This is a genomic window from Streptomyces sp. NPDC026246, assembly GCF_055567995.1.
The window spans coordinates 175,389-188,651 of the sequence record NZ_JBVHPJ010000008.1; the positions used below are offsets into that span (position 1 = coordinate 175,389).

The 13,263-nt window shown below is 73.7% G+C and carries 11 protein-coding genes, 1 tRNA gene and 1 pseudogene; 3 read left to right on the forward strand and 10 right to left on the reverse strand.

Annotated elements, in window-relative coordinates; genetic code table 11:
* Positions 1-465, reverse strand: coding sequence for a GatB/YqeY domain-containing protein (locus ACZ4M5_RS21370; RefSeq protein WP_467739036.1), 465 nt, complete (start codon positions 463-465; stop codon positions 1-3).
* Between the two features lie 155 nt (positions 466-620).
* Between ACZ4M5_RS21370 and ACZ4M5_RS21375 the strand changes: the two genes are divergently transcribed.
* The 3 genes from ACZ4M5_RS21375 (at position 621) to ACZ4M5_RS21385 (ending at position 2,551) form a co-directional block, all read left to right on the forward strand.
* Positions 621-1,559, forward strand: a complete 939-nt coding sequence (locus ACZ4M5_RS21375) for a metallophosphoesterase (protein ID WP_467739038.1) — start codon at positions 621-623, stop codon at positions 1,557-1,559.
* 97 nt (positions 1,560-1,656) lie between these two features.
* Positions 1,657-2,430, forward strand: a complete 774-nt coding sequence (locus ACZ4M5_RS21380; protein WP_467739040.1) for a Pr6Pr family membrane protein — start codon at positions 1,657-1,659, stop codon at positions 2,428-2,430.
* Between the two features lie 47 nt (positions 2,431-2,477).
* Positions 2,478-2,551: transfer RNA gene (locus ACZ4M5_RS21385), tRNA-Pro, on the forward strand.
* A gap of 89 nt (positions 2,552-2,640) precedes the next feature.
* On the opposite strand, the gene ACZ4M5_RS21390 is transcribed toward ACZ4M5_RS21385, so the two are convergent.
* The 9 genes and pseudogenes from ACZ4M5_RS21390 to ACZ4M5_RS21430 form a co-directional block, all read right to left on the reverse strand.
* The gene (locus ACZ4M5_RS21390; protein WP_467739042.1) at positions 2,641-3,597 is read right to left on the reverse strand and encodes a ScbA/BarX family gamma-butyrolactone biosynthesis protein; all 957 of its coding nucleotides are present in this window, start codon (positions 3,595-3,597) and stop codon (positions 2,641-2,643) included.
* Between the two features lie 670 nt (positions 3,598-4,267).
* The gene (locus ACZ4M5_RS21395; protein ID WP_467739044.1) at positions 4,268-4,750 is read right to left on the reverse strand and encodes a flavin reductase family protein; all 483 of its coding nucleotides are present in this window, start codon (positions 4,748-4,750) and stop codon (positions 4,268-4,270) included.
* Between the two features lie 174 nt (positions 4,751-4,924).
* The gene (locus ACZ4M5_RS21400) at positions 4,925-6,034 is read right to left on the reverse strand and encodes an LLM class flavin-dependent oxidoreductase (RefSeq protein WP_467739046.1); all 1,110 of its coding nucleotides are present in this window, start codon (positions 6,032-6,034) and stop codon (positions 4,925-4,927) included.
* A 63-nt stretch (positions 6,035-6,097) separates the two neighbouring features.
* Positions 6,098-7,375 (reverse strand): ATP-grasp domain-containing protein, encoded by a 1,278-nt coding sequence (locus ACZ4M5_RS21405; RefSeq protein WP_467739048.1) that lies wholly within the window; start codon positions 7,373-7,375, stop codon positions 6,098-6,100.
* Positions 7,372-8,739 carry an aminotransferase-like domain-containing protein gene (locus ACZ4M5_RS21410; RefSeq protein WP_467739050.1) on the reverse strand — a complete coding sequence of 456 codons (1,368 nt, stop codon included), beginning with the start codon at positions 8,737-8,739 and terminating at the stop codon, positions 7,372-7,374. Before ACZ4M5_RS21410 ends, ACZ4M5_RS21405 begins: the two co-directional genes overlap by 4 nt.
* A 60-nt stretch (positions 8,740-8,799) precedes the next feature.
* A complete protein-coding gene (locus tag ACZ4M5_RS21415) occupies positions 8,800-9,102 on the reverse strand; it encodes a YciI family protein (RefSeq protein WP_467739052.1) in 303 nt (100 codons plus the stop codon).
* Positions 9,103-9,160: 58 nt separating this feature from the next.
* On the reverse strand, positions 9,161-9,919 hold the full coding sequence (locus tag ACZ4M5_RS21420; RefSeq protein ID WP_467739054.1) for an SDR family NAD(P)-dependent oxidoreductase: 759 nt from the start codon (positions 9,917-9,919) through the stop codon (positions 9,161-9,163).
* A gap of 5 nt (positions 9,920-9,924) precedes the next feature.
* Positions 9,925-11,232, reverse strand: a complete 1,308-nt coding sequence (locus ACZ4M5_RS21425; RefSeq protein ID WP_467739056.1) for an MFS transporter — start codon at positions 11,230-11,232, stop codon at positions 9,925-9,927.
* A gap of 761 nt (positions 11,233-11,993) precedes the next feature.
* A pseudogene (locus ACZ4M5_RS21430) lies at positions 11,994-13,160 on the reverse strand (IS701 family transposase); the annotation flags it as partial.
* Positions 13,161-13,263: the final 103 nt, after the last annotated feature.

The window sequence follows — 13,263 nt, forward strand, 5'->3', positions numbered from 1 at the left end:
TCAGCCGGCCAGGAGCTTCTTCACCACGGCGGCGACGCGGCCGCCCTCGGCCTGACCGGCCACCTTCGGGTTCACGATCTTCATGACGGCGCCCATGGCCCGCGGCCCCTCCGCACCGGCCGCCTTGGCCTCCTCGACGGCCTGCGCCACGATCCGCTGGAGCTCGTCGTCGGACAGCTGCTGGGGCAGGTAACCGGCGAGGACCTCGCCCTCCGCCTTCTCCCGCTCGGCCTGCTCGGGACGACCGCCCTGCGCGAAGGCCTCGGCGGCCTCGCGCCGCTTCTTCGCCTCACGGGTGATCACCTTCTGGACCTCGTCGTCGGAGAGCTCGCGCTTCTCCTTGCCCGCGACCTCCTCCTTGGTGATCGCGGCGAGCGTCAGCCGGAGCGTCGAGGAGCGGAGCTCGTCGCGCTCCTTGATCGCGGCGTTGAGGTCTTCCTGCAGCTTCGACTTGAGCGTGGTCATGCGGCGATTGTCGCAGGTGTGCGACGAAGGGCGCCCTCGATTTAGCGGCCGTACCGCGGCCCCGGCCCGCGCCGGCACGGCAAAGGCCCGTACCGGCAGGCCATTTCACCCACCGCCGTACCCGGCCCGCCCTCACGGTCTGACACGATGGGCGCATGCGCGCGCGATACGGAGTCCCCCTGGGAATCGCGGCGGCTGGCGCCGCCGGTCTGTTGTACGCCGCGGGCTTCGAGGCCCGCTCCTTCCGCCTCCGCCGGGTCACCGTCCCGGTCCTGCCCCCGGGGATGCGCCCCCTGCGTGTGCTCCAGGTCTCCGACATCCACATGGTCGGCGGACAGCGCAAGAAGCAGCGCTGGCTGCGCTCCCTGGCCGGTCTGCGCCCGGACTTCGTGATCAACACGGGCGACAACCTGTCCGACCCCGAGGGTGTCCCCGAGGTCCTGGACGCGCTCGGCCCGCTGATGGAGTTCCCCGGCGCGTACGTCTTCGGCTCCAACGACTACTACGGCCCCAAGCTGCGCAACCCGGCCCGCTATCTGATGGAGAAGGCCCAGGGCCGCCACGGCCTGAACGGCAACGCACCCGCCGTGGGTGTGGTGCACAACCCGTGGGAGGACCTGCGGGACGGTTTCGACGCGGCGGGCTGGCTCAACCTCACGAACACGCGCGGCGAGCTCAAGCTCGAGGGCGCGACGGTGGAGCTGACGGGTCTGGACGACCCGCACATCAAGCGGGACCGCTACGCGCGCGTGGCCGGCGGCCCGTCCGACTCGGCCGACTTCTCGATGGGCGTGGTGCACGCCCCCTACCTGCGCAGCCTGGACGCCTTCACGGCCGACGCGTACCCGCTGATCCTCGCCGGCCACACCCACGGCGGACAGCTGTGCATCCCCTTCTACGGCGCCCTGGTCACCAACTGCGACCTGGACACGGACCGGGTGAAGGGCCTGTCCACGCACACGGCCGACGGGCACACGTCGTACCTGCACGTCTCGGCCGGCTGCGGGACGAACCGCTACACCCCCGTACGGTTCGCGTGCCCGCCGGAGGCGACGCTGCTGACGCTGGTCGGACGGGACCAGGGCAGGCGGTAGCCGGCCGGGCGGAGCATGGCCCCCCTGGGCCATGCTCGGTCACCCACTCAGCGCCGCCCACATAGCCCCCTTTGTCCGGTTCTGTCAGCGTGAGGGCATGACAGCCCCGATACCCAGGGACATACCGGACCTCCCCGCGATTCCGGGCAAGCCCGCGCTGAAGCCGACGCCCGTGCCCGCCACGGCTGTCGTCACCCCGGTCCGCCGCCCCGCGGCCGCGGCGTTCCGCCTCCTGGTCGCCGCCGCGGCGGCCGGGGCCGTGACGCTGGAGCTGCTCCTCGGCGACGCGTCCCGTGCTCTCGGGCTCTTCGCCGTCCAGAGCAACATCCTGCTGGCACTGGTCATGATCCTGTCGGCCCGGCGTGCCTGGACAGCGAGCCGCCCGCTGCCGGGCGGCCTCCTGGGGGCGACGCTCCTCTACGTGGTGATCGCGGCGGCGGTGCACCACCTGCTCCTGGCGAACGACGCGAGCCCCTTCGCCCTCACCGGCGAGGCGGCGGCCGAGCCGACCGGCCGGCGGGCGGTCTCCCAGGCCGTGCTGCACACGGTGACCCCCGTCCTGGCAATACTGGACTGGCTCCTGCTCACGGCCCCGGGCCGCCTGCACCTGCGCCAGGCCAGCACGTGGCTGCTGTACCCCCTGGCCTACCTGGCCTTCTGCCTGGTCCGGGGAGAACTGCTCCTGCCGGGCAGCACCGACCAGTACCTCTACCCCTTCCTGGACGTCGCCCAGGACGGCTACAAGAAGGTCTTCGGCAACGCCCTGCTCCTGGGCCTGTCCTTCTACGCGCTGGCAGTCCTGCTGGTGGGGCTGGACCACGCCCGCCCGAACCCCATGCGCCACCGCGGCAAAACCGGATTTCGTCTCTAGCCACCGGTGGGCTAAAGTAAACGACGTCGCCGCGACAGCAGCGACATCGGGGTGTAGCGCAGCTTGGCAGCGCGCTTCGTTCGGGACGAAGAGGTCGTGGGTTCAAATCCCGCCACCCCGACAGTTGAAACATCAGGTGAGGCACTCAGGATCCGTTCCTGGGTGCCTCACCTTTTGTGTGTTCCGGGCGGTCGGCCGCCGGCCACGGGCTCAGTCGCACAGGGTCGCCACGACCAGGCTGTCGAAGGCCAGGTGGCCGGACTGGTGGGCCGTGACGCGGAGTACGGCGTCCTCCGTGGCGTCCTGGGGCGGGAGTCTCGTCGCGGTGACGTGGCACGGGACGCTGAGTGACAGGGGTGCGTGGAAGGCACTGCGCAGTTCCGTGGGCAGGACGCGGTAGGGGGCGCAGGCCGCCTGGACGGCCTGGCGGGTGGCCTCCAGCAGGACCATGCCGGGTACGTCGTGCGCGGGGTGGTCGAAGAGCACCGGGTGGCCGGGGTCGATGCGCAGGTCCCAGGACAAGCTGCGGCGGGCGGCCGCGGAGCCGGGGACGCCGAGCACGACGTCGCGTTCGTCGAGGCGGCCCACGATCGCCGGGGGGACGGGGGGCGGCAGGGGCGGATACCCGCCGCCCTCCGCTGCGGCGGGCTCGCGCGGGGCGTCGACGCGCAGGGTGAGGCGTCCCGCCCCGGCGAAGTCGCCGCCGCGCAGCAGGTCGGCCTCCAGGGTGAGGGCGGTGAGGGTGCCGTCGCGGCGCCGGACCTCCGAGGCGCCGGCCTCCATGCGCACCTCCGCGGGCCGGGGGCCCAGCAGCATGGCGGCCGGGACGATCTCGATCTCCAGGTCGGCGATGGCGAAGTGGTGGTCCGCCGGGACCCCGTAGTACGTCTGGCCGACCAGGACGGACGCCTGGCGCAGCGACTCCACCGCGAGCAGCGGGTCGTACCAGACACCGGCGACGGGCGCGTAGAAGTGGTGGCCGCGCGGCCACTGCGCGCCCAGGCGGAAGGTGTCCGGGCCGAGCCGGCGCCAGTCCGTGATCAGCACCTCGGCGACGGTGGTGCGGTCGACGAGATGGCGTGGTGCGGTCCGGACGAAGCGGAGCTCGGCCTCACCCCTGGTATCCGGCGGCAGGGGCAGGGTGGGTGTGGGGTCGGTGAGGGACACGCGGGTTGCCTTTCTCGTGGGCGTCGGCACGGGCGCGTACCGGACCTGGCCGGGGGCTTGGCCGGGCCGGTCCTGCCGGGGCGGCCGGGTCGGGCCGGGGTGCGGGTGCCGGGCCGTGTCCGTCCGGGTCCGGCGTAGCCGATCGGCGCGCGACCGTGTCCGGCAGAGACCGGCCGTGTCCGTCCGGCAGGGACCGGCCGCGGCTGGCCGTGTCCGGCAGGGACCCGCCGTGTTCCGGCCGGGACCGGCTCACGACGAGCCCGGCTGGTCCCGCGGGCCGAGCAGGGCGGGTGGGCCGAGCCGGGCCGAGCAGGGCGGGTGTGCTGAGCCGACCGAGCAGGTCGACCGGACCGAGGAGCCGAGCAGGACGGGCGGGCCGAGCCGAGCGGAGCGGAGCGAGCAGCCGAGCCAGACCGAGCGGATCCCGGACCGAGCGGGGCGGGCGGGCCGAGCTGAGCGGACCCGAGCAACTGAGCAGGGCGGGTGGGCCGTACCAGGCCGAGCAGGCCGAGCCGGGTGGGCCGCGCCGGGTCGAGCAGGCCCAGGGGTCGGTCGGGGGCGGGCGGGTGGGCCGAGGACGCCGGTGGCCTCGGGCCGGTGCCGGCCGCCGATGCCGGCGACGGCAGCGCCTGGGGTGACGCCGGGCCGGGGTGACCACCCCGGCCGCGCGTCAGGCCGCTGCCAGCGCCGTGAAGCGGCCGGCGTGGAAGACCAGGGGTCCGGGTCCGGCCTGCTCCGTGAGGTCGCCTTCCAGGGCCTCGGCGATCACCAGCTCGTGGTCGCCCGCCCGGTGCAGCGTGCTGATGCGGCAGTCGAGCCAGCCCAGGCCGTCGGCCGGAATGGGGTGTCCGGCCCAGGTCGACGTCCAGCGGCCGGCGGCGAACCGGTCCGCGCCCTTGGTGCTGAACAGCCGGCACAGGTCCGCGTGACCGTCCCCGAGGATCGTCACGGCGAACGTGCCGTGCTCGCGGATGGCCGGCCAGGTCGACGAGGTGTCCGCGGCGCACAGGGCGACCAGCGGAGGCGTCAGGGAGACGGAGGTGAAGGAGTTGACCGCCATGCCCTTCGGGCCCTCGGCGGTGTCTGCGGTGACCAGGACCACTCCTGTGGTGAACCGGCCGAGTATGTCGCGGAACGAGCGTTGCTCCAGCATGAGTTCTCTCCGATGGCGTGCGTGCAGGCGTGGCGTGGCACGGGGTGGGCCGGGGCGGCCGTCGGCGCCCCCGCCCGTCGACCGGGCCCCGTGCGGCGGAGCGGTGGTGCGGTGGTGCGGTGGTGCGGTAACGCGGTGGTGTGGCGGGGGCCCGGTCGGCGGTGGTTCCGCGGGCTACTTGCGGCGGCCGGCGATCGCGAAGTCGACCGCCTCCTGCGGCCGGGCCGCCGAGCCCGTGATGCGCGGGGCGACGTAGCGGGCCAGCAGTTCCATGCTGCGGTTGGTCTTCTCCCACGACGTCCAGTCGGCGACGTAGACGAGCAGCGTGCCGAAACCGCCGGTGATCTCGTGCAGCCGCTCGATGCCGGCGACCACGTCGTCGACGGAGCCGACGAGCGCGCCGCCCGCCTCGACCCGGGCCTCCAGCGCCCGCTCCCGGGGCACGTCGGGGCTGAGCACCTCACGGCCGGCGGCCTTGCCGAAGTACTCGAACAGCCAGCGGTCGTAGCCGTCGCGCACGTCCGCGTAGGCCTCCTCGCGGGTCTCGGCGACGTGCACCGGCAGGGCGATGCGCCACTTGTCGCGGTCCAGCGTCTGCCCGTGCTCGGCCGCCGCCTCCTCGGCGTACTTCCACTGGTGGGCCAGGTTGATGTGCGCGGGAGCGCCCGGCGTCAGCAGGGCGAAGGGCAGGGCGAACGAGGTCATGCTCAGCCCGTACTGCCCGATCAGCCGGGGGCTGGACTGCGACGTGCCGGACGTGGCGACGGCGACCTCGATGCCCTGCGGGCTGAAGCGCGGCAGCTGGAGCTTGGCGTCGCGCAGGTCGAACCAGTCGGTCTGCTGGGTGATGCGCTCCTCGCCGTTGACCAGTTCCAGGACGGTCGGCAGGGCCTCCTCCAGGCGGCGGCGCTGCACCGGCTGCTCCAGGCCGAACATCTTGGCGTCGAAGGGCACGCCCGGCCCGACGCCCAGGATGTACCGGCCGCGGGTGAGGTGGTCGAGGTGGACGGCCCGGCTGGCCACGTGGAAGGGGTGGTGGCCGGAGAGCGGCACGACACCGTGGGCCAGCTTGATCTGGCGGGTGCGCTGCGAGGCCGCGGCTATCAGCGTCTCGGGGGCGCCGACCAGGCCCCACCCCAGGGTGTGGTGCTCACCGAACCACGCCTCGTCGAAGTTGAGGTCGTCGACGTACTCGACGAGGTCGATGTTCCGGCGGATCGCCAGGTGCGGGTCCTGGCCGGTCTCGTGGACGGGGGACAGGAAGAGACCGATACGGCTGTGCACAGTGAGCCTCCGGGAAGGGTCGTGATGAGGGAAGAGGAGATCGGGGAGCCGGACGACGTCCGGTCAGGCGAGCGTGTAGACCGCGTCCTTGAGGGAGCGGACCTTCTCGTAGTCGGCCGTGAGCGCGGCCTCGTCCGGTGCCGTGAGGTACACGCGCATCGAGCTGGTCAGCAGGTCGACGGTGGGCCGAATGCGGGAGCCGGGCGGGAACTTGACCGCCGTGAAGAACACGCTCTCCAGGGAGCGGATCTCCGCCACGGCCGTCTCGTCGACGGCCTCCACCACGCCGTCGAGCGCGGTCGGGGTGTTGTACACGACGGCCGGCTGCAGCCGGGCGTAGGTCCGGCCGCCGTGGCGGGCGCGGAACTCGTCGGGCCGGGTGTACGCCTGCGCGGTGAGCGCCGCCTGGTTGTGGCCCAGGCACACGTCGTGGAAGGGCGCGTTGATGTTGCCGTTGAGGCGGGTGCCGATCTCGACCAGGACGGGACCCTCGTCGGTGACGATGACCTCGGCGTGGGCCGGTCCCCAGGCGATGCCGAGGGCGGCGAGCACCTGGTCGACGTATCCGATCAGGTCGGCGACCAGCGGGGTGGTGTCCGGGTCGGCGAGCAGATCGCGGTTGTAGATGTTCTTGCCGGACGGCAGCAGCGTCTTCTCGTACTCCCAGACGCCGCAGGCGTAGCGCTCGCCGCCGCAGCTGACGGTGTCGACGATGTACTCGGTGCCCTTGAGGTAGGACTGCACCAGGATCTCGGTGTTGGCCAGGCCGAACATGTTGGGGGCGTCGAGGACGGCGCGGGCGGCGGCGCGCACCGCGTCGGGGCCGTCGCAGACGACCACGCCGTCGGAGGCGGCCGAGCTCAGCGGCTTGACGACCACCGGGTAGCTGCCGTGCTCCTCGGCCCAGGCCACGGCGGCGTCCGGGTCGGCGGTCTTGATCTGCCGGGCGCAGCGCACGCCGGCCCGCCGCAGCGTCTCGGTCATCTCGTACTTGTCACGGCGGGCCGGGGACAGCGCCGAGCCGTTGGACGGGACACCGATCGCCTCGCTCAGCCGGTCGGCGAGGGGCACGGACGACTCCTGGCCGGCGATCACGCACACCGGGTCCAGCGCGCGCAGCGCCTCGACGAGGGCGGTCTCGTCCGAGGACACGATGTTCTCGCGGTACGCGGTGAGGTCGGGCGGTGCCATCGCCGGGATCAGTTCCGGCGTGCTCTGCACGTGGACGACGTCCGTGTCGTACGCGGCGAAGGCGACGGGGTAGAAGTTGCCGGCGGAGTAGCCGTCGACGACGACGGCGACGCGGCGCCCGCCCGGTCCGGTGGTGGATGTGCTGGTCATGAGTGGGCCTCCGGCACGATCGGGGATGTGGGAGCCGTGCCGGCGGAGCCGGACTCGGCCGTGATGAACCCGGCCAGGCGGGCGACGCCCTCGCGGATCGCGCCGGGCGTGAGGTTGCTGAAGCCGAGGCGCAGGGCGCGCTCGCCGCCGCCGTCGAGGTGGAACATGCTCATCGGCGCCCAGCTGACGCCGTGGTCGCGGGCGGACCGTTCCATGGCGGCCAGGTCGGCCTCGAAGGGCACCTCGACGACCAGGAAGAAGCCGCCGCGCGGCCGGTTCCAGCGCACCTGGTGCTCGGCGTAGCGCTCCGGCGGGAAGTGCTCGGCGAGGGCGTCGAGGGTGGCGGCGAGCCGCTCCTTGTAGACGGCGGCCAGTTCGCGGGTGGCGGAGCGCAGGTCGTGGCCGGCGTCGACCAGGATGCCGCCGATCGCGGCCTGGGAGAGCGAGGAGGAGCCGACGGTGAACATGGCCTTGGCCTTGGACAGTTCCTGGGCGAGGGTGCGCCGCACGCCGTCCTCGCCGACGACCGTGCGGTCCCCGACCAGGAAGCCGAGGCGGGCTCCGGGGAACGCGGACTTGGCGAACGAGCCGAGGTGGACGACGTCGCCGCGGGTGTCGAGCGCCTTCAGCGTCGGCAGCCGCTCCTCGTCGCTCGCGAACAGGCCGTAGGGGTTGTCCTCGAGGATGGTGAAGCCCTCCTCGGCGGCCAGTTCCAGCAGTCGCCGGCGCGCTTCGAGCGGGACGACGGTGCCCGAGGGGTTGGAGAAGTCGGGGACCAGGTACAGGGCGGTGGGGCGGCGGCCCTCGGCGCGGACGGCGCGGACCGCGGCGGCCACGGCCTCGGGCTCCAGACCGCTGGGGCCCTCGGTGATGCCCTTGACCGGGATGTCCAGCATGCGTGCGGCGCCCCGGATCCCGACGTACGCCGGGGACACGCACAGCAGGACGTCGTCGGGCGAGCGGAACAGGCCGCGCAGGGCGATGAGGGCCGCCTCCTGGAAGCCGTGTGTGATCATCACGGCCTCGGGCGGCACCTCGATGCCCTCGTCCTTGGCGAGCATCCGCACGACCTCGTCCTGGATGAAGCCGTTGACCGGGCCGTACTGGAAGTGCAGCCGGGTGATGCGCTGTTCGGGGACGCCCTGGTCGCGCAGGTGGGTCAGGTACCGGTCGACGTAGTAGGAGAGCTTGGTCAGGTCGTGGGTGCCGTCGTGGGGGGCGCCCGAGGAGAACGACAGGGCGTCGGGGAACTTCATCGCCGTCTCGCTGAGCAGGCGCATCGAGTCCATGTCCGGATCGACGATGCCGGCGTGCAGCGCTTCGCGGCGAAGGGCGGTGTCTGGCTGAACTGGCGTCACGAGCACGTCAGTTGCTTCCTTCCGGGGCTGGGGAACGGGAGGGCGGCCGGGCGGGTCGCGGTGGGGTCAGGCGGCCGAGGGCTGCGGCGCGGCGAGCAGGGCGCCCTTGCCGGGGGCCCACTGGCGGATGCGGACGCGGCAGACGATGCCGCCCTTGACGTAGGGCTCGGCGTCCAGGATCTGCTGCAGGTGCTCGGCGTCGTCGGCCTCGTAGACGAGCAGGCCGCCGTTGACGTCCTTGAGCGGACCGGCGAGCAGCAGCGCGCCGCGGTCGGTGAGGTCGCGCAGGTACGCGGTGTGGGCGGAGTGCAGGTGCTCCCGGCCCTCGCGGTCGACGTTGTACTCGAACTCGACGACGAAGGTCGCCATGGATGCCTCCTGGGGGTGTCCGGGCGGTTCCCGGATCGGGGACGGGGGGCGGGGCGCCTCACATGTAGAGGCCGCCGTTGATGTCGATGACCGAGCCGGTCGAGTAGCCGGCGCTCTCGGAGCACAGGTGGAGGACGCTGCCGACCGCTTCGGAGACGGTGCCCATGCGGCCCATCGGCAGCCGGGCGAGCACGGCCTCCTTCTGCGCGGGGTCACGCCGCTCCCAGGCGCCGGCGACCCGGGCGGTGGCGATGGGGCCGTGGGCGACGACGTTGAGGACGACGCCGGTGGCGGCCAGTTCGTAGGCCATCTGCTTGGTCATGCCGATGACGGCGGCCTTGGCGGCGACGTACGCGGCGTTGTTGAAGTGGCTGTACGTACGGCCGCCGGCGGAGGCGAAGTTGACGATGCGGCCGTAGCCGTCGGCGGCCATGCGCGGGGCGCAGACCTTGACCGCGATCCAGCTGCTGACCACGTTCTCCAGGAACGACTGGTCGAAGTGGTCGGGGGTGAGGTCGGCGTAACCGATGACGCGGGTGTCGCCACCGACGCCGTTGACGAGGATCGACGGGGCGAACCGGTCGACGATGTCGGTCAGTTGCCGTTCGGCCGCCGGGATGTCGGTGATGTCCCCGACGACGGCCTCGACCTTGGTGATCGCGGTGAGCTGCGCGGCGAGGCGGTCCAGGGCCTCGGCGTCGCGGTCGAACAGGACCAGGGTGTGCCCCTGTTCGGCCAGCTCGCGGGCGACTTCCTCGAGGATGCCGCCGGCGGCGCCGATCAGCAGGGCGGTGCGGGGGGTGTGCGGTGCGGACACGGGGGTCACCTGTTCTCTCGGGTCAGCGCTTCGGTGGGTTCGGGGGTGGTGGGTTCGGGAGCGGGGGTTTCGAGGGCGATGGATTCGGGTGCGGTGGTCCCCGCGGTGGTCTCGGGTTCGGCGTCGGTGCGCGGCTCGGTGGCGAACCCGGCCAGGCGCGGCAGCAGGGCGAAGCCGAGCGTCACGACGATGCCGAGGCCGAGGACGGTGATCCACAGCGACGCGTAGCCGTGGACCCGGGCGAGGGCCAGTCCGGCGGGGCTGCCGACGACGAAGGCGGCGTTCCAGGCGAAGAAGTAGGACCCCTGGTAGGTGCCGCTGCGCCCGGCGGGCGCCCGGTCGGCGATGAACGTCGCGGACATCGGTGCCCACAGCACCTCGCCGAGCGTCCAGACGACCGTGGTGATCGTGAAGGAGACGACGCCCCCGGCGAACGCGTTGGCGCCGAAGCCGACGGCCATGAGGGCGCCGGCCAGCATCAGGGGCACGTGGGCGCGCAGCCGTCCCACGAGCCGGGGTACGAGCGGCAGCAGCATGACGGACAGCACCGCGTTGACGGCCAGGACGAAGCCGATGTCGCCGGGGGTCAGGCCGTCGTCCCGCATGCCCAGGGGCAGGGCGGAGTTGACCTGGAGGTAGATGCAGGCCAGCAGGAACGTCAGCAGGAGGAAGCCCAGGAGCACCGGGGTGCGGAAGGGCTCGGTGATGCCGCGCGCGGCGGATCTGAGGGCGGCACCCGCACCGGCGGGCCGGTCGGCGGCGGGGGGCGCGTCGGCGGGCACGGCGAACACCAGGGCCGCGTAGATCAGGCTGGAGGCGGCCCAGACGACGAACAGCGCGCCGGGGCTGACCGCCAGCAGGAAGCCGGACACGACCGGGCTGAGCGACATGCCGATGTTGAAGCCGACGAGGAAGAGGCTGTACGCCTTCGAGAACTGCTCCTGCGGCACGATCGCCGAGATCAGACCGGCCCCGGCGGGCCGGTCGACGGACGACAGGAAGCCGGTGATCAGGGACAGGACGCACAGCGCGACCACGTGGTCGGCGACGGCGAACAGCAGGGCCATCGCGGCGGTGACGGGCTGGGCCGCCACGATGGTCCGGCGTGGCCCGATCAGGTCGGCGACGGCGCCGCCCACCAGTCCGGACAGCACGACCCCCGCGCCGAAGAGGCCGACGACCAGCGGGGTCGTCCCGGGGGCGACGAGGCCGTCCTGCTCCAGGTAGAGGACGAGGAAGGCGGGGGCGAGGGTGCCGAGCCGGCTGACGGTCTGCCCGCACCACAGCAGCCAGAACGCTCGGGGAAGGGCCATCAGGAGCAGTCCGTTCGTGTCGGGGTCGGCGAGCACCGGGTGGGGTCCTGCCGAAGGCGGGGCGGGGTGGCCGGGGCACGGGGCCCGACCGGCGGGGGCACGCCCTGCGAGGCGCGTGCGGCCGAGGTGGGAATCCGGGCGCGGTCCGGCGGGGGCACGCCCTGCGGGGTGCGTGCGGCGGAGGTGAGGATTCGGGCGCGGTCCGGCCGGGGCACGCCCTGCGGGGTGCGTGCGGCGGAGGTGAGGATTCGGGCGCGGTCCGGCGAGGGCACGCCCTGCGGGGTGCGTGCTGCGGAGGTGGGAGTCCGGGGGCGGTCCGTGCCGTCGTCCGTCGGAGACCCGGGCGTTCGCGCCCGTACCGCCCGCATGCGCGCTCCCGCCGACCCGTCCCGCGCATCGCGCTCGGGCACCCCGGCGCCGACGTCCGTCGGAGACCCGGGCGTTCGCGCCCGCACCACCGACGGGTGCGCACCCGACAACCCGTCCCACGGATCGCGCTCGGGCGCCGCAGCGCCGACGTCCGTCGGAGACCCGGACGTTCGCGCCCGCACCACCGACGGGTGCGCACCCGACAACCCGTCCCGCGCATCGCGCTCCGGCACCCCGGCCGGAACCGGCGATGGCGCCGGGGCCGCCGGACCGTGCCGCGTCGAGGACGGGGCGGGGGCCGGGGGTGCGGTCCGGGCCGGTGCGGACGGCGTGCGGGCGCCGCGGGGCGGGCGGCCGGCACGGGGGCCGCGGGCGGACCGCGACGGGACGGCGGGGGTGGGCGGCGGCGTGGAGCCGAGGGTGCCGTAGGCGTACGCCGCGCAGACCAGGGTCATGTGGTGGTGCCAGCCGGGGTACGAACGCCCCTCGAAGGCACGCAGTCCGAAGTCCTCGGCCATGCGGTCCACCGTGCGGGCGGCGTCCGTCGCCAGCCGGCCCAGTGCCACCACCTCACGGGGTGGCCGGTCCACGAGGTCGGTGAGCCAGACCCGTTCACCGGTGCCGTCCGGCAGCCGCTCGCCGACCAGCCGGAGGGCGACGGGGAGGCCGGGGAGGCGCACCCTCCCCGTCGCCACGGCGGCCGGCCGGGGAAGGGACGGCCGGGACCGGTGGGAGGCGGGCACGTCCCGCACCCGCACACCGGCCGCCCCCCGGTCGGCGGCGACGGCCCGCTCCGGCACGACGACCAGTCCGTCCGGTACGGCGAGCACGAACCGCCGTCCGCGGGCCGCGAGTCCGGCGGCCAGGGCGGCGGCGTCCGCGAACCCGGACAGGTCGGCCACGACCGGAAGGGCGTCCGCGCCGGCCGCCGGCTCCGGGCCCCTCTCGCGCCGGCGCCGGGTGAAGGCGTCGACGAGGGCCAGCGCCTGGGCGCAGGCCGAGTCCTCGTCACCGGTCGCGGAGCCGGGGACGCGGGCCCGGCCGCGCAGTTCGGGGTCCTGGGACCAGGGCCCGGGCAGCAGCAGCCGCCAGTCGACGGGGACGGTGCCGCTCTCCACGGCGAGGAACGCGCCGATGCCGACCTGGCAGTTGACGGTGCGGCCCTCGCCGGGGACGAAGCGCCGGTGCACCCCGCAGGAGCGGTCGCCCCGCTTGGGCAGCACCGCGGCGCCGAGGACGAGGGCGTGGGGCGTGGACCGGCGGACGGCCCAGTCGGTGAGGCGGGCGCGGACCGGTTCCCAGTCCCAGGGGCTGGCGTTGACGAACTGGTGCAGCGCCTGGGCGGCGGTGGCGGAGTCGGAGACGCAGGCCGCGAGCCGCCGTACCGTCTTGCGGCCCGGTGTGACCAGCAGGCCCCGGGTGTAGGCCTGGGCCCATCTGCGCTGGTCGACGCGCGGCAGCCGGCCGAAGAGCTCCGCGGTGAAGCCGTCGAAGGCGGCGTGCCGTGCGACGGAACCGGCCCGGGGACGTGACGCGGGCGTGGACAACGCTCTCACCATGACGCGTTCCCCTCCTCTGGTCTGACGGGTCGCTGCGCTCGGACCCGCCGGTGCGAGGCCCGCTCCAAAACAATAAAGAGTGATCTCTTTGTTTTCAAAGCAG